Source organism: Ancylobacter rudongensis, from assembly GCF_900100155.1.
GTDB classification, from domain to species: Bacteria; Pseudomonadota; Alphaproteobacteria; order Rhizobiales; family Xanthobacteraceae; genus Ancylobacter; species Ancylobacter rudongensis.
This window is the reverse complement of record NZ_FMTP01000001.1, coordinates 786,024-807,900: the sequence shown is the minus strand read 5'-3', so window position 1 is coordinate 807,900 and position 21,877 is coordinate 786,024. Positions and strand designations below refer to the sequence as shown.

The window sequence follows — 21,877 nt, the reverse complement described above, 5'->3', positions numbered from 1 at the left end:
AAGGGCGCGGCCCACGCCGGACGGGGGGCACCCGTTCGGCGTCGGCCGCGCCAGTTGCCCACAAACCGGGCGGCTTGCCCGGAGGATCGCGGGGCGGACAGGAGAATGGCGTCCGCCCGCAAGTGGGTTCTCGAAAAGCAAAGCCGTGCCCGAAACCGTCAGTTCGGAATCTTGTTCACGTCGTAGACGAACTTGCCGGTCTTCTCGAAATTGGCGACCCGCTGGGCGTTGCGCGCTTCCATCGCCTTGATCGATTCCGACTGCTTGTTCAGCTCCTTGGGATCATGCTTGGGGTCGTACTTGGAGCCAGCCACCTTGTCGGGAAAGCCGGGCTTGGGTTCCCAGCAATTGCCGGGGGCCTTGCAGTTGGTGCCGTCATAGGCGCTCGCCCCGCCAATCATGGCGAGGCTCAGCGCACCGGCGCCGGCGAGAGTCAAGGCGAAGGCAACGCTACGGTCGATGATGCTCATGTTCAGTCTCCTGGTCGTGTTCCACCCGTCTTCGACCGGCGCGGTTCAGCCCGCCGGCCCGCCGCACGCTTCGGGCAGCTCTTCGGCTGGCTCTACGTGCTTGGCGTTCGCGTCGAAGGGCTTGAACTTGCTGCGCTGCTCGTCGGTGAGCCACACCGCGCCCTTCGGATCGTCCTTGTAGAGATGCCGGACCCAGGACATGGCGAGCAGCATCTCGTTCATGTTCAGCGCGCCATACATCGGACCCATCTGGCCGTTGGCGCCGCCGAACACCGTCTCGAACAAGCCCTGGTCGGTCTCGTTCTTGGGATAGGTCCAGTAGGAATCGTTGAGGCCGGGGCCGATCTTGCCCTCGCCATAATGGCCATGGCAGCCCGAGCACATCGACAGGAAGATCTCGTGTGCCTTGGGCAGGCAGACGGGGTCCTCGTTGTAGATGTTCTTGCCTGTCTCCAGGAAGACCTTCACCGCCTTGGTGTCGCGGCCCTCTTCCGGCGCTTCGGAAAGATCGAGGGGCTGGCCAGTGACGGTGTTGCTCAGCATGATCGCGGCGCGGGCACCGAACCCGACCAGACCGGCCCCGAGGGCCCCGGCGAGCAGCAGCGCGGCCGCTTTCTTGGTGAAAATCGTCTTCGTCATCGAACCTTGTTCACAGCAAGAGATCAGGGGCGCACCGCGGCCCGGCAGACACGCGGTGCGTCGGAAGCGGCCGTCAGGTATTCGGCTCAAGCAGCGGAATGCCTTCCTGGGTCAGAATCTGCTCGATCTGCGGGCGCGCCTTATCCAGCGCCGCGTTGATCTCCTTGAGCAGTTCCGGATCGTTCTTGCGCACGCCGATCGCCTGGTCGTAGTGCATCGGGATCGGCGTATCGTTCGGCCGGTCGATGTCCTTGGTGATCACGGTGATCCGCAGCGGCGTCGACGAGGATTTCACATAGCGCGCCACTTCCGGGGCGAAGGCGATGCCGACATCGGCCTCGCCGCTGGCGACCTCGGTGACGATGCGGTCGCCCGGCACCTGGATCCACTGGTTGCGGCGCGACTTGAAGTTGACCAACGAGTACATGTAGGCCGCGTTGTCCTCGAAACGGCCGATGCGCTTGAGCATGGTCTCGGCGGGCGAATAGAAGCGCACCGCGAAGCGGGTCTGGTCCTTGATCTGCTGGTCTTCCCAGTCACCGGTGGTGATGTTGCGGTCGGCCTTGGTCACCAGCACATAGCCGGTGCGGTAATAGGGCTTGGAGGCCAGCACGCGCTCGTCGCCGACATCAACGCCCATCACCACATCGCAGTTATTCTTGTCGAGCTGGTCGCGCACCAGATAGATGCCCGGCTGGTCGTTGCGCACGAACACCGGCTTGCGGCCCATGGCCTGGGCGAGCACCACGGCGATGCGGTCTTCAAATCCGCTGGAATCGGGGGCGGAGAAGGGCGCCTCGACATTCGACGCGCAGATGCGCAGCTCATGGGGATTGCGGCCCGCGGCCTTGTCGGCCTCGACGGTCGCGGCGTCGGCAAGCCCGGCAATGGCAAAACCGGAAAAGGCGAGACCGGCGGCAATGGCGAGCCGGCTGACGACCTGTCGCGTGGACATGGGGAGTCCTCCTGGACGAATTTTTCGAGGTCGAGAGATCCTGCGGGACAGGGGAGGCGGGTCGCTTGCGGCACCCGCCACCCCGTCCTCGTCACGTCAGGCAGCAGCAGACGAAGAGCCCTTTCGGACGCTGCACCTTTCGGCGACATCGCCGCCCGCCACGCCAGGCGTGGCAGGCGGCTTTGTCTGGCGGGATCAGCCGCCGCCCTGGATCACGTTGGTCGAGTACTCGCCAACGTTCGGGTCGCTGTAGGGGCCGTCGCCATTGAGCGAGAACACCATCACGCCGCCACCCATCTGGGTGTAGTGCTGGAGCTGCTTGAAGGCGCCCACCGAGCCGAGGCCGGCGGTCGGGTCGTTGAGGTCGAACACCAGGCCGACACCCGGCCAGCCACCGACGCCGTAATAGATGGCGACGTACTGCTTGCCGTTATGGGTGTAGGTCATCGGGTGGCCGATCACGCCGGAGGGAAGCTTGAACTTCCACAGCAGCTCGCCGGTGTCGCTGTCGCGCGCCTTGATGAAGCCGTCCAGCGTCCCGTAGAACATCACGCCGCCAGCGGTGGCGAGCGTGCCGCCCCAGGCCGCGAAGCGTTCCATCACCTGCCACTTGAACTTGTTGTTGATGGCATCATAGGCCTTCACCTGACCGAGACCTTCATAGGTCTGGCGATCACCCTTCGGGCCGGGATACATCCACAGGGTCGCACCGACGAAGAACTGGCCGGCACGGTAGGGGAGCATGAAGGGCTCCCAGTCCATGCAGATGTGGTTGATGCCCATGAAGAAGGACTTGCGCTCCGGATCGTAGGAGTCATGTCCCTGGTTGTGGTAGCCCATCGCCGAGGGGCAGATGTCGCGGCCCTTGTGGTCCATGCGGGTCCCGAATTCCGGGTCGCGCTCGGGCAGGCCGGTCTTCAGGTCGACCTTCTTCACCCAGTTGACCGTGTCGTCGATCTTGTCGGCCGAGACGAGGTCGCCATTGGTGCGGTCGAGCGTGTAGACGATGCCGTTACGATCCGGATGGGTCAGAAGCTTGCGCATCTTCCCTTCCTTGTCCTGCTGCTCGGAGAGCATCATGACGTTGACGCCGGCATAGTCCCATTCGTCGTGCGGGGTCTTCTGGTAGCCGAACTTGGCGTTACCCGTGTCGATGTCGCGACCCCAGATGGTCATCGTCCACTTGTTGTCGCCCGGACGCATCGTCTCGTTCCACGGCGCCGGGTTGCCCGAGCCGTAGTAGAAGAGGTTGGTGTCCGGGTCGAAGGCGTACCAGCCCCAATTGGTGCCGCCGCCGATCTTCCAAGCCTCGCCTTCCCAGGTCGCCTTGCCCAGGCCCTTCTGGCCGTAATGCGGGTTGGCGCTGTTGAAGTCGTCGGAGAGGCGCACTTCCTCGTCCGGGCCGGTGGCATAGGCGCGCCACTTCTGGGCGCCGGTGGCGATGTCATAGGCGGTGACGTAGCCGCGCACGCCGAGCTCGGCGCCCGAGGAGCCGATCAGCACCAGGTCCTTGACCACATAGGGAGCGATGGTGAGCGTCGAGCCGACCTTGATGTCGGAGTTCTCGAGCTTCCAGAACTCCTCGCCGGTCTTGGCGTCGAGCGCGACCACATGGCCGTCAAGCTGGGTCTTGATGATCAGCGGGCCGACCGTGCCGTTGCCGGGCCAATAGGCGAGGCCGCGGTTGACGACGTCGCAGCAGGCCACCGCGCGGGCGGTCGGGTTCTGCTTCGGCTTGTGCTGCCACAGGATCTTGCCCGGATCGTCCAGCCCGACCGCGAAGGTCGTGTTGGGGAAGGGCGAGTGGATGTACATCACGCCGTCGACGACGAGAGGGGTACCCTCATGGCCCGACAGCACGCCGGTGGAGAACGACCAGGCAGGACGCAGCTGCTTGACGTTCTCCTTGGTGACTTGGTTCGCCTCGCTGTAATTGTTGGCGTTGTAGTTCTTGCCGGTCATCGGCCAATTGTCGGTGCTCTTCGACAGCTCGACGAGCTTGTCGTTGGCAACCGCCGGCGCCGAGGCGCCGAGGCTCACCGCGGCCGCCATGACGGCGGCGACGGAGAGCGCGGACACCGAAGTGTGCAGTCGGCTCATTGGGTCTTCCCTCGCGTTTCCTACTTCCCAGGCCGTCCCGCTGCGCCCCGGCTTTGCCGTCGACGTGCGGGTCTCTTTTATCCCTCGCCGTGCCCTCTCATGGGTGGGCGGTTCCATGAGCTTGTCTTTGGGATCGGCGGAGAATTCTTATGATTTTCTAAGAACATTGGCTGTTCTGGGAGTATTGTTCGCTGTCTGCGGATTTATTGTCTTTAGGCAGAATGGAAATTCGAGGCGGGAACTTCTTCCCGATCCCACAGATAATTCGCCCAGACCTCCCGGAACCCTTGCCCAAATCCACCAAAAATGGTTCCCTGCCAGCGGGTTGACGCGGTTCGCGCCAATCCGGGCAGAGGTTCCCACGATGGCGCTGGCGCCGGCATCGCCGCAGCGGTACTGTTGTGGATCGTTGTTGCGATCAAACTCATAAGAAGTTCATAAGTATAAATGAACACATCGCCTTCATCGCTTGCGCGTCTCGCCCTGAGCGCCGCCCTCGCCCTCGCTCTCGCCGGCTGTCCGGGCGAGAGCGAGCCGGAAAAGCGCGAGCGTGTCACCGCGCCGGAAAGCGATGCCATTGCGCGCAAGACCTGGCTTCAGCCCACCGACAGCACCGACCCGGATGTGTGGCTCGCCAGCCGCGACGCCGGTGCCGATGTGCCGGCCAATGCACCGGCCGCCAAGGACTGGCACGGCGTGCTCGACGAGGCTGACGACCGCTTCGGCGAGACCAGCCGGATGATCGCCAACCGCGCCGTTCAGCTGGAAACCATGCTGGGGGAGATCGGCATCCGCGAGACGGCCCGCGAGATCATCGCCGATTTCTCCACCCTGGCGGGGAAGGGCTCCCGCGCCGGCTTCAGCGATCTGTGCCAGCATTATTATAATCTGCGGACCCAGGGCCTCGACCGCACCGCCGCGCTGGCCGCGCTGGCCGACGAGCCGGCCCTGAAATCGGGGAAGCCCACGCCGTGAGCCCTGCCAGCAACGCTGCTTCGCCCGGAGCGCCCGCCCGCCCGGCCTCGTTCGGCTGGTGGCAGCGCCACTCGCTGCGGGCCCAGGTGCTGGCCGCCGTGGTCGCCATCAATCTGTGCGCCGCGCTGCTGGCCGTGGTCGTCATCATCGCCAATGCCCGCCGCGCCACCGAAGCCGAGATGCTGTCCTCGCTCGCCGTGGCCGAACGCTTCGTGCAGGAGACGGTGGAGCGCCTTGCCAGTGTGGATGCGGCGGCCGGCGGCTCGCTGGCGCAGCTGCCGCTCCACATCAGCGGGCTGCGCCATGTCCGCATCCGGATCGAGGACCAGGCCGGCAACGCGCTGGACATCGCCCCGGCGGACGCCGAGGAGGAACATGAGGGCGACGTCCCCGCCTGGTTCACCCGTCTGGTCTCGGTGGAGGGCCAGGAAAGCGTCATCCCGATTGTCGAGAACGGCGCCCGGGTGGGGCAGGTGCGCGTCGCCGGCGAAGCGTCCGACGAGATCGCAGAAGTGTGGGAGGACATGTCCGACCTCGCTGTGCTGGCGGTGGCGGTGAACATCGCCATTCTGGTCGCGCTCTACCTCGTGCTCGGCCGGTTGCTGATGCCGCTGCGCACGCTTTCGGCCGGCATGCATGAGCTGGAGGCGGGACGCTTCGAGCACAGGCTCGCCCCGCCCCGGGTGCGCGAACTCGCCCTGATCGCCGACCGCTTCAACGCGCTCGGCGCGGCGCTGAAGGCAGCGCGGGACGACAATGGCCGGCTCAATGAACGGCTGGTGAGCGTGCAGGACGACGAGCGCCGGCAGATCGCCTCCGATCTCCACGATGAGCTGGGTCCCTGCGTGTTCGGGCTGCGGGCCAATCTCGAATCGATCGAGCGCCTCACCGCGCGCGCCGAACCGGCGCTCGGCCAGCGCATGGGCGAGCGAATCGCCACCATGACCGATATTCTCGACCGCATTCAGGGCCTGAACCGGCGCCTGCTGCGCAAGATCCGTCCGATGGCGCTCGGCCATGTGCCGCTGGCGGCGGTGCTCGCCGACCTGGTGGCCGATTTCGAGAGCCATTCGCCCGGCCGACGCATCACCCTGGCCACCGAGGGCCTGGCCGAGCGCTATGGCGACAGTGTCGACATCACCGTCTATCGCTGCATCCAGGAAGCCGTGACCAACGCGCTGCGCCATGGCGACGCCCGCAACATCGCCATCTCCCTGCATGCCAGCCGCCGCGAGGGCCGGATCGACCTCGTGATCGAGGATGACGGCACCGGCATTGCCGCCGATGCACCGCATGGCTTCGGGCTGATCGGCATGGAAGAACGCATCGGCGCCCTCGGCGGCACCTGGCGTATCCTGCCCGCCGTGCCGAGCGGGACGCGAATCGACGTGGCCATTCCCGCCCACCCCTATGAATTCGGCCTCGCGGCCGCTCCGGAAAGGCTTGCCGCCCAATGACCTGCGCCCTCGTGATCGACGACCACCCCATCGTGCTCCAGGGCTGCCGCCGGCTGCTGGAGGATGCGGGCGTGGAGCGGGTGCTGGAGGCCTCCACCGTGCTGGCGGGCTACCGCCTGTTCCGCCGCGAGAAGCCGGACGTGGTCATCGTCGACCTCGCCTTGCAGGGCAACGGCCTGAGCGGGCTGGTGCTGGTGCGCCGCCTGCGCATGCAGGATGCCCGCACCCCCATTCTCGTCTTCTCCATGCATGGCGACCCGGTGATCGCCAGCCGCGCGCTGGAGGCCGGCGCCAATGGCTATGTGCTCAAGGACACCTCATCGGGCGCGCTGCTGGAAGCCTTCGAGCGGGTGCGGAAGGGCCAGCCCTATATGAGCCACGACCTCGCCTTGCAGGTGGCCATGCTCGGCTCGCGCAAGACCGCGCCGCTCGCCGACATCACCCCGCGCGAGCTGCAGACGCTGTCGCTGCTGGCCGAGGGCAAGGACTACACCCACATCGCCGACGAGCTGGGCATCAGCTACAAGACGGTCGCCAATACCTGCTCGGCGCTGAAGGCCAAGCTCGGCGCCACCAGCCTGCCCGAGCTGGTGCGCTGCTCGATCCAGTACCTCTCCACCTCGCCGGTCGGCACCACCGGCCGGATGCGGATGATGTGACGGCGCCCGCACCGGGACGCGGCCGAAATCGGGCAGGGGTGCCTTGGCACCGATCGGGCTTGCGCGGGAATGTCCTTGCCGCTTCGTCACTTACACTTCGTTCACCATGCCGAGCGATGCGCCGCATTTTCGCCTCACTCGGACAGCCTCCTGAGAGACACGAAGTCGGATAGCCGGTATCTTGTCGGAGATCTTGAGTGCGGTGCGTCGGTCCATCTCCCGGTTTTCCGGGTCGGACGGCGCTCACAGACGGTTCGGGGTGAATGGGGAAATATCCTGCTCTTGCCAATGCTTCCGGCCGCCTCGCGGCAGGTGGGGCATTTGTCCGGTTCAGCCGGATCGCGGCCCTGTGCGGCATCGGCCTTCTGGTCGCCAACTGCAGCGGCGGCAACAAGCTGACGAGCAAGATTGACCCGAAATACGGCGTTTCCGCCAGCCCGCGCGTCGTCGCGGCCGGCCAGCCCGTGCCCAAGGGCGGCGGCACCTACCGCGTCGGCAAGCCTTATGTGGTTGCCGGCAAGACCTATGTTCCGAAAGAGCCGAAGAGCTACCGGGCCGAAGGACTCGCCTCCTGGTATGGCGACGATTTCCACGGCCGGCTGACCGCCAATGGCGAAGTCTTCGACATGCATTCCATCGCCGCCGCGCATCCGACGCTGCCGATGCCGTCCTATGTCCGCGTCACCAACCTGGCGAATAACCGCTCCATGGTGGTGCGGGTGAACGACCGCGGCCCCTATCACGGCAACCGCGTCATCGACGTCTCGCACCGCGCCGCCGACATGCTGGGCTTCAAGTCCAGCGGCACCGCCCGGGTGCGCGTCGACTATATCGGCAAGGCGCCGCTGGAAGGCTCCGACGACATCCAGCTCGCCTCCACCCTGCGCATGAACGGCAAGCCGGCCGAAGCGCCTGCCGTCATGGTCGCCTCCGCCGGTTCGATGCGCGGCCTGACCGCCGCCAATGTGCCGCTGCCGCCGAGCCGGCCGTTCGATCTTGGCGAACCCGCCGATGACCAGCAGGTGGCGTATGCCGAACCGGCCGTCGCTCCTGTCGCGCCCGCTCGCGTGACCAGCGCGCCGCGCCCGGCCGTGGTGGCCGCCGCGCTGCCGGCCCCGCGCCAGGCGACGTCGCAACCGACGCCGCCCCCCAAGCGCGCCAAGGCCGCGACGGCGGCCGTGCAGGTGGCGAGCCTACAGCCCCCCATCCGCACCGCCCCCGCCCAGGCGGCCAGCGCGCCGACCGGCTGGATCGTCGGTCCGCAGCCGGTGATGGGCTATGCCCCGACCGGCGCCGAGGGCGCGGCCGATATGGGTCGCGGGCTGTACTGAGGTCTTCCGACGGCCTGCGTTCTGGCAAGGCCGGCGTCGCGGTCGCATTGCGGCGGCGGCCTCCGGCTGTTAACTCTGCCCGGAGCCGGGGAGGATCGACCGTGAGCCTGTTGCGCATCATGTTCCCGGGCCGCCGTTTCGCCGATGGAGCGCGCGCGGTCCTCGCTTGTGCGGCCGCCCTCATCCTGGCCGCCGGCATGGCGCCGGCCCGGGCGCAGACCGCGCCTGACATCGCCTCGCCGCAGGCGATCCTGCTCGATTTCGACAGCGGCTCGGTGCTGTTCGAGCGCGCCGCCGACACGTCCAGCCCGCCCGCCAGCATTGCCAAGCTGATGACGATGGCGGTGGTGTTCGGCGAGATCACCTCGGGGCGGCTTTCCCAGGACGCCGAATTCAAGGTCAGCGAATATGCCTGGCGGCGGGGAGGGGCCCCCTCGGGCGGCTCCACCATGTTCGCCGCCGTCAACAGCACCATCAAGGTCAGCGATCTCCTGCGCGGCGCCATCATCCCCTCGGGCAATGACGGCGCCATCGTGCTGGCCGAGGGCATTTCCGGCAACGAGCTGGCCTTCACGGTGAAGATGAACCAGGAGGCCAAGCGCCTCGGCCTGACCGGCTCGATGTTCGTCAATGTGAGCGGCCTCGCCGACCCCGACCAGAAGACGACGCCGCGCGACATGGCCAAGGTCGCCGCGCACATCATTCGCGACTATCCCGACCTCTACAAAATCTACAGCGAGCCGGACTTCCTGTGGAACAAGATCCGGCAGAACAACCGTAACCCGCTGCTGGGCATGAGTCTGGGCGCCGATGGCTTCATGACCGGCTACCAGAAGGATGCCGGTTTCAACCTCGTCGGCTCGGCGATCCAGAACGGGCAGCGGCTGATCGTCGTCATCATGGGCTCCAAGAGCGAGAAGGAACGCGCCGACGATGCCCGCCGGCTGCTCGAATGGGGCTTCCGCTCCTTCGAATCGCGCACCCTGTTCGAGCCCGGCCAGATCGTCGGCGAGGCGACGCTCTATGGCGGCGCGCGCAACGGGGCGCCGCTGACCAGCGAGGGGCCGATCCGGGTGCTGATCCCGCGCCAAGGCGACGAGAAACTGGTCGCCCGCATCCGTTTCGAGGGGCCGATTCCCGCCCCGGTGGAGAAGGGCGCCGAACTGGCGCGGCTGACGGTTTATCGTGGCGAGCAGCTGGCGCTTGAGGTGCCGCTGGTGGCGGCCGAGACCGTGCCGGCCGGGCCGCTCTGGCGCCGGGCAATGGATGGCGCCTATGAGCTGGTGGTGAGCCTGCTGCGCCAGGGCTACGCCAAGCTGACCGGCTGAGTGCGCATGCCCACCCGCACGACGCCGCCCTCAGACGCTCCCGTTCCCGCCAAAAGTCCCGGCAAGCCCCCGGCAAAGCGGTCGGCAAAGGCCGGGGTGAAGGCGAAAGCCAAACCGCCCGCCAAACCGCCCGCCAAGCCACCGGCCAAGGCGAAGAAGAGCCCCGCATCCAAGGCGGCGTCCAAGGCGGCCGGCACGCCGGCAACCCGAGCCGCCGCGAAGCCGGCTGCGCCCGGCCGCTTCATCACGCTGGAAGGCGGGGAGGGGGCGGGCAAGTCGACCCAGCTGCGCCGGCTGCTGGCGCGGCTGCAGGCGGCGGGGATCGACGCCGTCGGCACGCGCGAGCCCGGCGGCTCCACCGGGGCCGAGATCATGCGCCACCTCATTCTCTCCGGCGCCGCCAAGCCGCTCGGGCCGCTGGCCGAGGCGACGCTGTTCGCCGCCGCCCGCGCCGACCATCTCGACGCCACCATCCGCCCGGCGCTGGCACGCGGGGCCTGGGTGGTGTGCGACCGTTTCGCCGATTCGACCCGCGTCTATCAGGGCGCGCTCGGCAATGTCGATCCGCGCCTCATCGCGGCGCTGGAAGAGGTGACGGTGGGCGAGACCCGCCCCGACCTCACGCTGATTCTCGACCTTCCCGCCGAGGAGGGTCTGGCGCGCGCCGCCGCCCGCTCCGGCCGCGATGCCGACCGCTTCGAGAGCGAGGGGCTGAGCTTCCACCGGGCACTGCGCGAGGCGTTTCGCGCGCTGGCGACGAGCGAGCCTGAGCGCTGCCTGCTGATCGACGCCAGCGGCACGGCCGATACTGTGGAGGAGGCGATCTGGCAGGCGGTCTCCACCCGCCTGAAGCTGCCCGCCCCGCGCCGGAGACGCCGCACATGAAGGACGCCGCCCCGCTCGAAGGCGACCGCTTCGGCGCCGCGCCGGCCCCGCGCGAGACGCAGCACCTCATCGGCCATGAAGAGGCGCAGGCGATGGTCCGCGCCGCCTGGGACGCCGGGCGCCTGCCGCATGCGCTGCTGATCGGCGGGGCGGAGGGCATCGGCAAGGCGACGCTGGCCTATGCCATCGCCCGCTTCGTGCTGTCGGGCGGCGCCGCGCCGACGCATTCGATCGCGATCGATCCCGATCACCCCACGGCGCGGCAGGTGGCGGCGCTCTCCCATCCCGACCTCCTCGTGCTGCGCCGCACCCCGAATGATGCCGGCAAGCTGCCCTCGATGATTCCCGCCGAGACGGTGCGCCGGGTGCGCAGCTTCTTCGGCTCGACGGCGGCGCTCGGCGGCTGGCGGGTCTGCGTCGTCGACACGCTGGACGAGATGAACGCCCAGGGCGCCAATGCGCTGCTGAAGACGCTGGAGGAGCCGCCCAACCGCGCGCTGTTCCTGCTGGTGAGCCATGCACCGGGCCGGCTGCTGCCCACCATCCGCTCGCGCTGCCGCATGGTGTCGCTGCGGGCGCTGTCGGACGGGCAGGTGGTGGAGGCGCTGGAGACGCTGAGCGCCAGCCTGCCGGGACTCGACCGCAGCCGCTTCACCGAGGCGGCGGCAGCGGCCGGCGGCAGCGTGCGTGAGGCGCTGGGCCTGCTGGAGGGCGACGGCCTCGCTGTGCGCAACGCCACCACCGTCCTGCTCGACGCGCTGCCCGATGTCGACCCCAAGTCGCTGCACACGCTCGGCGAAAAGCTGGCCGGCGACCGGGGAGGGGCGCTCGACGCCTTTGTCGGCACGGTGGAGGCGTGGATCAGCGACCACGCCACCGGCCGCCGCCAGACGGCGCGCGTTCGTCTTGCACGCCTCCCGGAGGTGTGGGAGAAGGTTCGCCGCGCTGCGGTCGACGCCGATGTCTACAACCTCGACCGCAAGACCCTCGTCTTCCGGATCTTCGCGTCGCTCAACGAGGCCCTGCGCCCCTGATCGCGCGCTGGTCGCTCCGCAGGATACCGCCGTGAGACCCGCCTTCTACATCACCACCGCGATCGACTACCCCAATGGCGCGCCGCATATCGGCCACGCCTATGAGAAGATCGCCTCGGACGCGCTGGCGCGCTTCAAGAAGCTCGACGGCTTTGACGTCTTCTTCCTGACCGGCACCGACGAGCACGGGCTGAAGATGGCGCAGACGGCGGAAAAGCAGGGTCTGACGCCGCTGGACTGGGCGACGAAGAACGCCACCCGCTTCCAGGAAATGGATGCGCTGCTCGGCGTCGATTATGACCGCTTCATCCGCACCACCGACGCCGACCACATCGCCTCGACCCAGGCGATCTGGCAGCGCATGGTGGAGAGCGGCGACATCTATCTCGGCGCCTATTCCGGCTGGTATTCGGTCCGCGACGAGGCCTATTACGCCGAGGACGAGACCACGGTTAACCCGGACGGGGTTCGCCTCGGCCCGCAGGGCACGCCGGTGGAGTGGACCGAGGAGAAGAGCTATTTCTTCCGCCTCTCCGCCTATCAGCAGAAGCTGCTCGACTATTATGACGCCCACCCGGATTTCATCCGCCCCGAGGTGCGGCGCAACGAGGTGACGAGCTTCGTGCGCGGCGGGCTGCAGGATCTCTCGATCAGCCGCACCACCTTCACCTGGGGCATTCCGGTGCCGGGCGACCCGGACCATGTGATGTATGTGTGGGTGGACGCGCTCACCAACTACATCACCGGCGTCGGCTATCCCGACACGGCGAGCGCGAGCTTCCAGCACTACTGGCCGGCCAATCTCCACATCATCGGCAAGGACATCATCCGCTTCCACGCGGTGTACTGGCCAGCCTTCCTGATGTCGGCGGGCATCGAGCCGCCGAAGACCGTCTTCGCGCATGGCTTCATCCATAATCGCGGGGAGAAGATGTCGAAGTCGGTCGGCAATGTGATCGACCCGTTCGACCTCGCCCGCGCCTATGGCGTCGACGCGCTGCGCTATTTCCTGCTGCGCGAGATTCCCTTCGGCCAGGATGGCTCCTACAGCCACGAGGCGATTGTCGCCCGCACCAATGCCGACCTCGCCAATGATCTGGGCAACCTCGCCCAGCGCTCGCTGTCGATGATCGCCAAGAATCTCGGTGGCGCGCTGCCGGCCCCCGGCCCGCTCTCGGACGATGACGCGGCGATCCTCGCCAGCGCCGACGCCATGGGCGCCAAGGTGCGCGAGGCGATGGAGGGCCAGCAGATCCACAACGCGCTCGCCGCCATCTGGGCGGTGGTGGCGGACGCCAACCGCTATTTCGCCGGTGCTGCCCCCTGGGAACTGCGCAAATCCGACCCGGAGCGCTTCGGCACCGTGCTGTGGACGACGGCCGAAGTGGTGCGCCAGGTGGCCCTGCTCGCCCAGCCGTTCATTCCCACAAGTGCCGGCAAGCTGCTGGACCTGCTCGCGATTCCGGAAGGTTCGCGCAGCTTGGCCAGCCTTGGCGAGGCCGGTCGGCTCGCCGGCGGCACGGCGCTGCCGGCGCCGGTCGGGGTGTTCCCGCGTTATGTCGAGCCCGAGGCGCCGGCCGCCTCATGATCGTCGACAGCCACTGCCATCTCGACTTTCCGGACTTCGCCGCCGAGCTTGACCACGTGGTCGCGCGCGCCCGCGCGGCTGGCGTCGGCCGCCTTGTCACCATCGGCACCCGCGTGCGCCGCTCCGGGCAGGTGAGGGCGATCGCGGAGCGTTTCGAGGACGTGTTCTGCTCGGTCGGCACCCACCCGCACAATGCTGGCGAGGAAGCAGACGTCACGCTGGACGAGCTGCTCGCGGCGGCCGATCACCCCAAGGTGGTCGCCATCGGCGAGGCCGGGCTCGATTATCACTACGACACCGCCCCGCGCGACGCGCAGGCTGCCGGCTTCCGCCTGCATATCGAGGCGGCGCGCCGCACCGGCCTGCCGCTGGTGATCCACGCCCGCGACGCGGACGAGGATGTGGCGGCGATTCTGGAGGACGAAAGCGGGAAGGGCGCCTTCGGCTTCGTGCTGCACTGCTTCACCGCCGGGCCGGAACTGGCCCGCCGGGCGGTAGCGCTGGGCGGCTATGTCTCCTTCTCCGGCATCCTCACCTTCAAGTCGGGCGCGCCGCTGCGCGAGATCGCCGCCAGCCTGCCGGCCGACCGGGTGCTGGTGGAGACGGACGCGCCCTATCTCGCGCCCAACAGCCATCGCGGCAAGCGCAACGAGCCTTCCTATGTCGTGGAAACCGCCCATATACTGGGTGAGGCGCGCGGCGTTTCCTTCGACGAGATCGCGGCGCTGACGACGCAGAACTTCTTCCGACTGTTCTCCCGCGCATCCTAGAGGCTTCCCCCGCGCCATGGCGTTCACCTTCACCATTCTCGGCTGCGGTTCCTCCGGCGGGGTGCCGCGAGTCGGGCAGGGATGGGGGGTGTGCGACCCCAACGAGCCGCGCAACCGCCGCCGCCGCTGTTCCATGCTGGTGGAGCGCTTCGCGCCGGGCGTCGACCAGCCGACCCGGGTGCTGATCGACACCTCGCCGGATTTGCGCGAGCAGCTGATCGACGCCGGGGTCGACCGGCTCGACGCGGTGCTGTTCACCCATGAGCATGCCGACCACACCCACGGCATCGACGACCTGCGGCCGCTGACCATCCTGCACCGGCGCCGCATCGACGTGCATGTCGATCCCGAGACGTCGGCGATGCTGCACCAGCGCTTCGGCTACTGCTTCGAGACGCCGCCGGGCAGCGACTACCCGCCGATCCTCACCGAGCACCGCTTCCACGCCGGCGATACCATCCGTGTCGACGGGCCCGGCGGACCGATCGAGGCGACCGCCTTCCGGCAGTATCACGGCAGCATCATCTCCTATGGCTTCCGCATTGGCGGGCTGGCTTATTCCAGCGACCTGCACGACCTGCCGGACGAGAGCCTGGCCTATCTCGGCGATCTCGATGTCTGGATCCTCGACGCGCTGCGGCCCAAGCCGCACCCGACGCATCTGTCGCTGAGCGAGGCGCTGGCCTGGATCGAGCGGATGAAGCCGCGCCGGGCGGTGCTGACCAACCTGCACACCGACCTCGACTACGCCACGCTGATGCGCGAGCTGCCGGACGGCGTGACCGCCGCCCATGACGGACTGAAGATAGCTCTAGATCAATAGGTTATGGATCGACGCTCATACGTTCTCCCATTCGAAATCATCAAAGTGTTTTCCATAATATGTCTTCTGCGAATCATCTTGAGGCGGATTTGACGCCCTCCCGCGACATTGAGCGGCTGCTGGAGATCATGGCGACGCTGCGCACGCCGGACACCGGCTGCCCCTGGGACCTGGCGCAGGACTTCGCCACGATCGCGCCCTACACGATCGAGGAAGCCTATGAGGTGGCGGATGCCATCGCCCGCGGCGACCTCGACGATCTCTGTGACGAACTCGGCGACCTGCTGCTGCAGGTGGTGTTCCACGCCCGGCTGGCGCAGGAGCGCGGCGCCTTCGATTTCGGCGCCGTGGTCGAGGCGATCACCGCGAAGATGATCCGCCGCCATCCGCATGTGTTCGGCGACGCGCGTGGGCGCGACGTCGCGGCGGTGAATGTGGCGTGGGACGAGATCAAGGCGCAGGAGAAGGCGCAGCGGGCGCAGCGCCGGCAGGCGCGGGGATTGCCGCCGGAACCGGGGCAGGGTCGCACGCTGGACGGGGTGCCCGCCGGCGCCCCTGCCCTCACCCGCGCGGTGAAGCTGCAGGACAAGGCGGCCAAGGTTGGCTTTGACTGGCCAGATGTGCGGCCGGTGCTGGCCAAGATCCGCGAGGAGATCGACGAGGTGGAAGCCGAGATCGTCTCCGGCGACCGCAAAGCGGCAGCGGAAGAGGTCGGCGACCTGCTGTTCGCGCTGGCCAATCTCGCCCGCCATCTCGATGTCGACCCGGAGGCGGCGCTGCGCGGCACCAACCAGAAATTCGTCCGCCGCTTTGCCCATATCGAGGACCGGCTGGCGCAGGCCGGGCGCACGCCTTATGGCGCCAGCCTGGATGAAATGGAAGCGCTCTGGCAGGAGGCGAAGACGGTGGCGCCGAAGGAGTAGGGCGGTGGGGTGCCCTGCCCTGGCAGGTGCTCGGTTCGTCATCCCGGCCGAAGCGCCGCGCAGAGCCGCGATGGCTCCCTTCTCGACGTCATCCCGGATCGGCCTTTGGCCGTCCGGGATGACGTTCCGGTCGCGGCATAGTGCGGCGCGTTCAGCCGCCCTCGCCGGTTCCCTTGATCCGCCGGGCGCCGAAGCGGCGCTCGATCTGCTCGGCGCGGTCGGGCGGCACGCGCACCGCCAGATGCAGGCGCCCCTCCCCGTCCTGACGGCGCTCCAGCACCTCGCTGTGCCGGTAGAGCCAGCTCAGATTGCCGCCATCGGCGGCGTCGAGATCGATGGCGAGGCTGACCCGTTCACGCGAAAGCCGCTGCGAAATGGTGGCGAGCAGCGGTTCCATGCCCTCGCCGGTCAGCGCCGAGACGGGAATGGGTCGCGCATCGCCCTCGCGGCGGGCGGCGGTGTTGAACAGGCCGGCCCGGCTCTCTTCGTCCAGGCGGTCGATCTTGTTCCAGACCTCGATGACGCGGTGATCGTCCTCGGGGTCGATGTCCAGATCGCTGAGCACGCCCTTCACGTCATGCGCCTGCGCGTCGGCATCCTCATGCGACATATCCCGCACATGCAGGATCAAATCAGCCTCGATCACCTCTTCCAGCGTGGCGCGGAAGGCGGCGACCAGCTGGGTCGGCAGATCAGAGATGAAGCCGACCGTGTCGGACAGGATCACCTTGTCGCCGGTGGGAAGCTGCACCGCCCGCAAAGTCGGGTCGAGCGTGGCAAACAGCAGGTCCTGCGCCATGACGTCGGCGCGGGTCAGCCGGTTGAACAGGGTCGACTTGCCGGCATTGGTGTAGCCCACCAGCGCCACGACGGGATACGGCACCTTCTTGCGGCTGGCGCGGTGCAAGGCGCGGGTGCGCTTCACCTGCTCCAGCTCGCGCTCGATCTTGACGATGCGCTCGCCGATCAGCCGGCGGTCGGCCTCGATCTGGGTTTCGCCGGGACCGCCGAGGAAGCCGAAGCCGCCGCGCTGGCGTTCCAGATGGGTCCAGGAGCGGACCAGCCGGCTGCGCTGGTAGTTCAGATGGGCCAGCTCGACCTGCAGCACGCCTTCCTTGGTGCGGGCGCGCTGGCCGAAGATTTCCAGAATGAGAGCGGTGCGGTCGATCACTTTGGCGGCGAACGCCTTTTCGAGGTTGCGCTGCTGCACCGGGCTGAGCGGCGCGTCGACGAAGACCAGCCCCGCCTCCTCCGCCTTCACCAGCTCGGCGATCTCCTCGACCTTGCCGCTGCCAAGATAGGTCGCGGGGCGCACCTGCGACAGGCCCACCAGCGCGCTGCCGACGAGCTTCAGATCGATGGCGAGGACGAGGCCGATCGCCTCGTCGAGCCGCGCCTCGGGCGAGCGGCGCAGCCCCTCCTCCCCGCCCCCGCGACGGGTCAGGTGCGGGACGATCACCACCACGCGGGTGGCATCGCCGGCGGTTTCGTTCTCGACAGGCAGGCCGGCGGCGCGGCCGGCGGGCGACATGCGGGAGGTCTTAAGCTCCAAGGTCAACCCTTCTCGCCGGTCTCGTCCGGCTCGAACAGCTGAACCGGATGGCCGGGCATGATGGTCGAGATCGCGTGCTTGTAGACCAGCTGCGAATGGCCGTCGCGGCGCAGCAGCACGCAGAAATTATCGAACCAGGTGACGACTCCCTGCAGCTTCACGCCATTGACCAGGAAGATGGTGAGCGGCGTCTTGTTCTTGCGGACGTGGTTGAGAAAGGTGTCCTGGAGGTTCTGCGAACGTTCCGCGGCCATGGTTTTTTGATCCGTTTGTTTGTTGTTGCTCGTAGGTCGGCGCGGTCGCCTTCAGCTCTGCACCCCGTCCGGGAGCGGGCGAGCATGAAGACGTGCGCCCCAAACATGGCATAGCATGACTGGCGCGCAAGATGCTTTCGCCAAGTTGGCCGCGCTTGGCAAGGTCTTTCCGTGCGCGCCCGCACGCCGGCCGAGTGCCTACCGGGCACAATTTCCCGCTTCAGCGGGCGATCTCGGCAACCTGGTGGAAGTTCTCGCGCAGCGCGCGCACGACAGGGCCGGGACGGCCGTCACCTATGGTCTGCCCGTCGATCCGCACCACCGGCGTGGCGAAATTGGTGGCGGAGGTGACGAAGGCCTCGCGCGCGCCCAGCGCTTCCGCCACCGTGAAGGGGCGCTCCTCTACCCGCAATTGCAGCTTTTCCGCCACCTCCATCATGACGGTGCGGGTGATGCCGCGCAGGATCCCGCTTTCCGCCGGCCGGGTGATGAGCCGACCCTCCGGGGTGACGATCCAGGCATTGGTCGAGCCGCCCTCGGTGACATGGCCGGAGGCGTCGACGAACCACGCCTCGCGCGCGCCGGCCTGCTTGGCCGCCTCCTTGGCCAGCACATTGGGCAGCAGGCCGATGGTCTTGATGTCGACCCGCTCCCAGCGATTATCCGGCACGGTGATGACGGCGATCCCCTGCCCTGCCACCGCCTCGCCCTTGGCCGGGTCGACCGAGCGGGCCGTCACCACCAGCGAGGGCGGCGTCGCCGCATCAGGGAAATAATGGTCGCGGCGGGCGACGCCGCGCGTCACCTGCAGATAGACCAGACCGTCGCGCACCCGGTTGCGGGCGATGGTCTGGCGCAGCACCACGCCGAGCGCGGCGAGCGACATCGGAAGGCGGATGCGCAGTTCGCCGAGCGAGCGCACCAGCCGCGCCATGTGGCGGCGCTCGTCCACCATGTGGCCGCCGCGCACCTCGCACACCTCGTAGACGCCATCACCGAACTGGTAGCCACGATCCTCGACATGCACGCCGGCCTCGGCATGCGCCACATAAGATCCGTTCACATAGGCAATGCGCGACATCGTCCGTCCCCGTGGGCCTGCTCATTCCGGCTGATGCCCGCTCGCCTTTCGCGCGAGGAAACGGCATCACCGCTTTGATATATAATTCTTTTACACGCTAACGTCGCCACAGGGCGAAATTCGCCAGTCCCAGCACGACGAGGATCTCCAGCCGGCCGAGAATCATGGCGAGCGCCAGTATAAGCTGGGCATAGGCCGGCAGCGCGCCCCATTCCGGCCAGTTCACCTCCGGCTGCCAGTTCGCGGCATAGACCGGGCCGACATTGCTGAGCGCGGTGAGCACCGCGACGAACGCCGCCTCGAAGCTCGGCATGGCCGGGGCGAGCGCCACGGTCAGCGCGCCGATCACCGTGCAGGCGACGCCGAACATGATCCAGATCGCCTTCATCATCTGCAGCGACACATTCTGCTGTCCGAGCCGGCGCGGGTGCACGGCGCTGGGATGCACCAGCCGCTCCAGTTCGCGCAGGCTCTGCAGCACCATCACCCCGGCGCGGTAGATCTTGATGCCGCCGGTGGTGGAGAAACTGGCGCCGCCGATGAAGATCACCCCCAGCACCAGCGTCACCGGCAGGCTGGCAAAGGCGCCCGCATGCGGTTCAATGCCGGTCGTGGTGACGAGGGAGACGGCGGTGAACAGCCCGTCCTCCAGCGCGATCGGCAGCGAGAGACCGCCGCCAAGGGTGCGGAATCCAATCGCCGCAGCGGCGAGACCGAGACCAAGGCAAAGTACAAAAAGCACAATGTTTTCATACTGTCCCACCGCAAGGCGAAAGCGGCGCGTGAGCAGCATGCGCTGCCACAATATGCTGGTGCCCCCGATCAACATGAACAGGATGAGCACTGCCTTGGTGCCGAGATGGCCATAGCCGGCAATGCCATCGGCATCGGGCAGCAGGCCGCCGGTGGACACGGCCGCGCCGGCGAAACCGAGCGCCTCGAACAGCCGCATGCCAAGCAGGAACAGAATGAAGGTGCACAGCAGGGTGGCGCCGAGATAGACCGGCAGCACCAGCCGCAGCGCGTCGTCCAGCGTGGTCTGCTGGGTAGCCGCCAGCAGATTGGCGCGGGCGCTGCGGTCCGGCAGGCCGCCCATGCCGGCGGGGCCGAGCACCGCGACGAAGCCGATCAGCGTGAGCAGGCCGCCGGCCCATTGCAGGGTCAGCAGCCAGCCCAGCGTCGCCCGCGGCACGTTCTCAAGGTCATGGATCTGCACCGGACCAGTGGTGGTGAAGGCCGACACGGCCTCCAGCCAGGCATGCATCGGCGTCAGCGTCGTCGTTGCCGCGATCGGCACGGCGGCGATGATCGGCACGCCGACCCAGAGCACCAGCAGCAGGCCATAGGCCGCCAGCCGGTCGAGCCGGCCGGGGCGGTTGCGCACGGCGAGAGAGACCGCGCCGGCGCCGAACACGGTCAGCAGCGCCGTCATCAGGAAGATGTCCGCCCCCGGCTCACGGCGGAACAGCGACACCAGCGCCGAGAGCAGCAGGAAGCCGGCCATGACCCCGGCCGTCTGTGCGCTGTGGCGGGCGACCGCGATCATGGGCGTCGGCCTCTCTCAGAAGAACTCAAGGCTGACCCGGAACAGCTGCTCGACCCGCTTCACCTTGTCGGCGAGCGCGAACATCACCACCCGGTCGCGCGCCTGGATCACGGTATCGCCGCGCGGCAGCATCACCCGGCCGCCGCGGATGACGGCCCCGATGCGCATGCCATCGAAGATGTCGAGCTGGCGCAGCGGCTTGCCGACCAGCGGCGAGGTCTCCAGCGCCTCGGCCTCGATGACCTCGCCGGCGCCGTTCAGCAGGGAGTGAACCCCGCGAATGCGGCCCTTGCGGACATATTGCAGGATTTTCGACACGGTGATCTGGCGCGGATTCACATAGGCGTCGATGCCGAGCCCGCGGGCAAAAGCGGGATAGGCCGGGTCGTTCAGCAGCGACAGCATGCGCTTGGCGCCAAGCTCGCGCGACAGCAGGCAGGAGAGGATGTTGACCCGGTCGTCATTGGTGACGGCGATCATCGTGTCGGCATCGCCGACGGCCGCCTCCTCCAGGATCGCCCGGTCCAGCGCGCTGCCGCGCAGCACCACGGTCCGCGACAGCTGCTGGGCGATTTCCTCGGCGCGGCCAAGGTTTTCCTCGATGATCTTCACCCGGGCCTTCGGGTTGCGCAGCTCCAATTCGCGGGCGACATAGAGCCCGATATTGCCGCCGCCGCCAATGACGATGCGCTGCGCCGGCGGCTCGTCGTGGCCGAAGATCGACAGGGTGCGGCTGACCTGGTCGGTATGGGCGACGAAATAGGCGAGATCGCCGGCCAGCAGCGAATCGGTCGAACGCGGCACGAAGGTCTTGCCGTTGCGATAGACCGCCACGACGACGGCGCGCAGATCCGGGAACAGGTCGGTCAACTGGCGCAGCGGCGTGTCGAGGACCGGGCAGTCCTCCTGGCAGCGCACGCCCACCACCACGACATTGCTGTCGTTGAAGCTCACCGTATCGACGGCGCCGGGCAGCGACAGGCGGCGCAGCACCATCTCGCCCACTTCGAGCTCCGGCGAGATCACCACGTCGATCGGCAGGTGGTCGCGCGAGAACAGGTCGCGCCAATGGCCCTGGAGATAGCTCTGCGCCCGCACCCGGGCGATCTTGGTCGGCACGTCGAACAGCGCGTGGCCGACCTGGCAGGCGATCATGTTGACTTCGTCGTGCAGGGTGACGGCGATCAGCATGTCCGCCGCTTCCAGCCCGGCCCGGGCCAGCACATCGGGATGCGAGCCGTGGCCGACGAAGCCGCGCACGTCGAGCGTGTCGGTGACGGCCTGGATGAGGCGCGGCGAGGTGTCGATGATCGAGACGTCGTTCTGCTCCGCGGCCAGACGCTCGGCAATACCGAACCCCACCTGCCCCGCCCCGCAAATGACGACCTTCATGGCGACCCCGCTGGTATCGGAAGGTGCCGCCTGCGGCGCCCCCCGGCTCTCATCTCGCGAGTCACTCTATAGCAGGTTCGCACGCCGCCGGAGACGTCCGCGCGGCGGGCCGCAC

Annotated in this window: 20 protein-coding genes; 11 read left to right on the top strand and 9 right to left on the bottom strand. The window is 67.8% G+C overall.

Annotated features, from left to right (window positions below; translation table 11 throughout):
• Window positions 1-158 precede the first annotated feature (158 nt).
• The 4 genes from BLO63_RS03655 to BLO63_RS03640 all read right to left on the bottom strand — a co-directional run bounded on the left by BLO63_RS03655 (window position 159) and on the right by BLO63_RS03640 (window position 4,164).
• The gene (locus BLO63_RS03655) at window positions 159-470 is read right to left on the bottom strand and encodes a methanol dehydrogenase [cytochrome c] subunit (RefSeq protein ID WP_091436822.1); all 312 of its coding nucleotides are present in this window, start codon (window positions 468-470) and stop codon (window positions 159-161) included.
• 45 nt (window positions 471-515) lie between these two features.
• Window positions 516-1,109 (bottom strand): cytochrome c(L), periplasmic, encoded by a 594-nt coding sequence (gene moxG / locus BLO63_RS03650; protein ID WP_091436821.1) that lies wholly within the window; start codon window positions 1,107-1,109, stop codon window positions 516-518.
• 73 nt (window positions 1,110-1,182) lie between these two features.
• A complete protein-coding gene (gene moxJ / locus BLO63_RS03645; RefSeq protein WP_091436820.1) occupies window positions 1,183-2,064 on the bottom strand; it encodes a methanol oxidation system protein MoxJ in 882 nt (293 codons plus the stop codon).
• 195 nt (window positions 2,065-2,259) lie between these two features.
• Window positions 2,260-4,164, bottom strand: coding sequence for a methanol/ethanol family PQQ-dependent dehydrogenase (locus tag BLO63_RS03640; protein WP_091436819.1), 1,905 nt, complete (start codon window positions 4,162-4,164; stop codon window positions 2,260-2,262).
• A gap of 447 nt (window positions 4,165-4,611) precedes the next feature.
• On the opposite strand from BLO63_RS03640, the gene BLO63_RS03635 reads away from it, so the two are divergent.
• The 11 genes from BLO63_RS03635 to mazG all read left to right on the top strand — a co-directional run bounded on the left by BLO63_RS03635 (window position 4,612) and on the right by mazG (window position 15,937).
• The gene (locus tag BLO63_RS03635) at window positions 4,612-5,139 is read left to right on the top strand and encodes a hypothetical protein (RefSeq protein ID WP_091436818.1); all 528 of its coding nucleotides are present in this window, start codon (window positions 4,612-4,614) and stop codon (window positions 5,137-5,139) included.
• Window positions 5,136-6,596 carry an ATP-binding protein gene (locus BLO63_RS03630; protein ID WP_205409245.1) on the top strand — a complete coding sequence of 487 codons (1,461 nt, stop codon included), beginning with the start codon at window positions 5,136-5,138 and terminating at the stop codon, window positions 6,594-6,596. Before BLO63_RS03635 ends, BLO63_RS03630 begins: the two co-directional genes overlap by 4 nt.
• Entirely contained in the window at window positions 6,593-7,255 is a 663-nt protein-coding gene (locus BLO63_RS03625; protein WP_091436816.1) for a response regulator transcription factor, read from the top strand. The genes BLO63_RS03630 and BLO63_RS03625 overlap by 4 nt, the downstream gene beginning before the upstream one ends.
• 263 nt (window positions 7,256-7,518) lie before the next feature.
• Window positions 7,519-8,586, top strand: a complete 1,068-nt coding sequence (locus tag BLO63_RS03620; RefSeq protein ID WP_091436815.1) for a septal ring lytic transglycosylase RlpA family protein — start codon at window positions 7,519-7,521, stop codon at window positions 8,584-8,586.
• Window positions 8,587-8,687: 101 nt separating this feature from the next.
• Window positions 8,688-9,914: a D-alanyl-D-alanine carboxypeptidase family protein gene (locus tag BLO63_RS03615; RefSeq protein ID WP_091436814.1), complete on the top strand. Its 1,227-nt coding sequence runs from the start codon at window positions 8,688-8,690 to the stop codon at window positions 9,912-9,914.
• A 243-nt stretch (window positions 9,915-10,157) separates the two neighbouring features.
• The gene (gene tmk, locus BLO63_RS03610) at window positions 10,158-10,799 is read left to right on the top strand and encodes a dTMP kinase (RefSeq protein WP_205409262.1); all 642 of its coding nucleotides are present in this window, start codon (window positions 10,158-10,160) and stop codon (window positions 10,797-10,799) included.
• Window positions 10,796-11,833: a DNA polymerase III subunit delta' gene (locus BLO63_RS03605; protein WP_091436812.1), complete on the top strand. Its 1,038-nt coding sequence runs from the start codon at window positions 10,796-10,798 to the stop codon at window positions 11,831-11,833. The genes tmk and BLO63_RS03605 overlap by 4 nt, the downstream gene beginning before the upstream one ends.
• A 31-nt stretch (window positions 11,834-11,864) precedes the next feature.
• The gene (gene metG / locus BLO63_RS03600) at window positions 11,865-13,421 is read left to right on the top strand and encodes a methionine--tRNA ligase (RefSeq protein ID WP_091436811.1); all 1,557 of its coding nucleotides are present in this window, start codon (window positions 11,865-11,867) and stop codon (window positions 13,419-13,421) included.
• Window positions 13,418-14,191 (top strand): TatD family hydrolase, encoded by a 774-nt coding sequence (locus BLO63_RS03595; RefSeq protein ID WP_091436810.1) that lies wholly within the window; start codon window positions 13,418-13,420, stop codon window positions 14,189-14,191. Before metG ends, BLO63_RS03595 begins: the two co-directional genes overlap by 4 nt.
• Window positions 14,192-14,207: 16 nt before the next feature.
• Window positions 14,208-15,014, top strand: coding sequence for an MBL fold metallo-hydrolase (locus BLO63_RS03590; protein WP_091436809.1), 807 nt, complete (start codon window positions 14,208-14,210; stop codon window positions 15,012-15,014).
• Between the two features lie 89 nt (window positions 15,015-15,103).
• Window positions 15,104-15,937 carry a nucleoside triphosphate pyrophosphohydrolase gene (gene mazG, locus BLO63_RS03585; protein ID WP_091436808.1) on the top strand — a complete coding sequence of 278 codons (834 nt, stop codon included), beginning with the start codon at window positions 15,104-15,106 and terminating at the stop codon, window positions 15,935-15,937.
• A 151-nt stretch (window positions 15,938-16,088) separates the two neighbouring features.
• Here the strand turns inward: mazG and hflX are convergent, their stop codons facing one another.
• The 5 genes from hflX to trkA form a co-directional block, all read right to left on the bottom strand.
• Complete coding sequence (gene hflX / locus BLO63_RS03580) at window positions 16,089-17,468, bottom strand: GTPase HflX (RefSeq protein ID WP_244517584.1); 1,380 nt, start codon at window positions 17,466-17,468, stop codon at window positions 16,089-16,091.
• A gap of 23 nt (window positions 17,469-17,491) precedes the next feature.
• Window positions 17,492-17,743 carry an RNA chaperone Hfq gene (gene hfq / locus BLO63_RS03575; RefSeq protein ID WP_013166585.1) on the bottom strand — a complete coding sequence of 84 codons (252 nt, stop codon included), beginning with the start codon at window positions 17,741-17,743 and terminating at the stop codon, window positions 17,492-17,494.
• Window positions 17,744-17,963: 220 nt separating this feature from the next.
• Window positions 17,964-18,824 carry a D-amino-acid transaminase gene (locus BLO63_RS03570; RefSeq protein ID WP_091436806.1) on the bottom strand — a complete coding sequence of 287 codons (861 nt, stop codon included), beginning with the start codon at window positions 18,822-18,824 and terminating at the stop codon, window positions 17,964-17,966.
• Between the two features lie 97 nt (window positions 18,825-18,921).
• Entirely contained in the window at window positions 18,922-20,370 is a 1,449-nt protein-coding gene (locus tag BLO63_RS03565) for a TrkH family potassium uptake protein (RefSeq protein WP_091436805.1), read from the bottom strand.
• Window positions 20,371-20,385: 15 nt separating this feature from the next.
• Window positions 20,386-21,762 carry a Trk system potassium transporter TrkA gene (gene trkA / locus BLO63_RS03560; protein WP_091436804.1) on the bottom strand — a complete coding sequence of 459 codons (1,377 nt, stop codon included), beginning with the start codon at window positions 21,760-21,762 and terminating at the stop codon, window positions 20,386-20,388.
• Between the last annotated feature and the right edge of the window lie 115 nt (window positions 21,763-21,877).

Coding starts and splice junctions, on each gene's coding strand:
- BLO63_RS03655 (WP_091436822.1), bottom strand. CDS start 470: ATGAGCATCATCGACCGTAGCGTTGCCTTCGCCTTGACTCTCGCCGGC.
- moxG (WP_091436821.1), bottom strand. CDS start 1,109: ATGACGAAGACGATTTTCACCAAGAAAGCGGCCGCGCTGCTGCTCGCC.
- moxJ (WP_091436820.1), bottom strand. CDS start 2,064: ATGTCCACGCGACAGGTCGTCAGCCGGCTCGCCATTGCCGCCGGTCTC.
- BLO63_RS03640 (WP_091436819.1), bottom strand. CDS start 4,164: ATGAGCCGACTGCACACTTCGGTGTCCGCGCTCTCCGTCGCCGCCGTC.
- BLO63_RS03635 (WP_091436818.1), top strand. CDS start 4,612: ATGAACACATCGCCTTCATCGCTTGCGCGTCTCGCCCTGAGCGCCGCC.
- BLO63_RS03625 (WP_091436816.1), top strand. CDS start 6,593: ATGACCTGCGCCCTCGTGATCGACGACCACCCCATCGTGCTCCAGGGC.
- BLO63_RS03620 (WP_091436815.1), top strand. CDS start 7,519: ATGGGGAAATATCCTGCTCTTGCCAATGCTTCCGGCCGCCTCGCGGCA.
- BLO63_RS03605 (WP_091436812.1), top strand. CDS start 10,796: ATGAAGGACGCCGCCCCGCTCGAAGGCGACCGCTTCGGCGCCGCGCCG.
- BLO63_RS03595 (WP_091436810.1), top strand. CDS start 13,418: ATGATCGTCGACAGCCACTGCCATCTCGACTTTCCGGACTTCGCCGCC.
- BLO63_RS03590 (WP_091436809.1), top strand. CDS start 14,208: ATGGCGTTCACCTTCACCATTCTCGGCTGCGGTTCCTCCGGCGGGGTG.
- hflX (WP_244517584.1), bottom strand. CDS start 17,468: ATGTCGCCCGCCGGCCGCGCCGCCGGCCTGCCTGTCGAGAACGAAACC.
- hfq (WP_013166585.1), bottom strand. CDS start 17,743: ATGGCCGCGGAACGTTCGCAGAACCTCCAGGACACCTTTCTCAACCAC.
- BLO63_RS03570 (WP_091436806.1), bottom strand. CDS start 18,824: ATGTCGCGCATTGCCTATGTGAACGGATCTTATGTGGCGCATGCCGAG.
- BLO63_RS03565 (WP_091436805.1), bottom strand. CDS start 20,370: ATGATCGCGGTCGCCCGCCACAGCGCACAGACGGCCGGGGTCATGGCC.
- trkA (WP_091436804.1), bottom strand. CDS start 21,762: ATGAAGGTCGTCATTTGCGGGGCGGGGCAGGTGGGGTTCGGTATTGCC.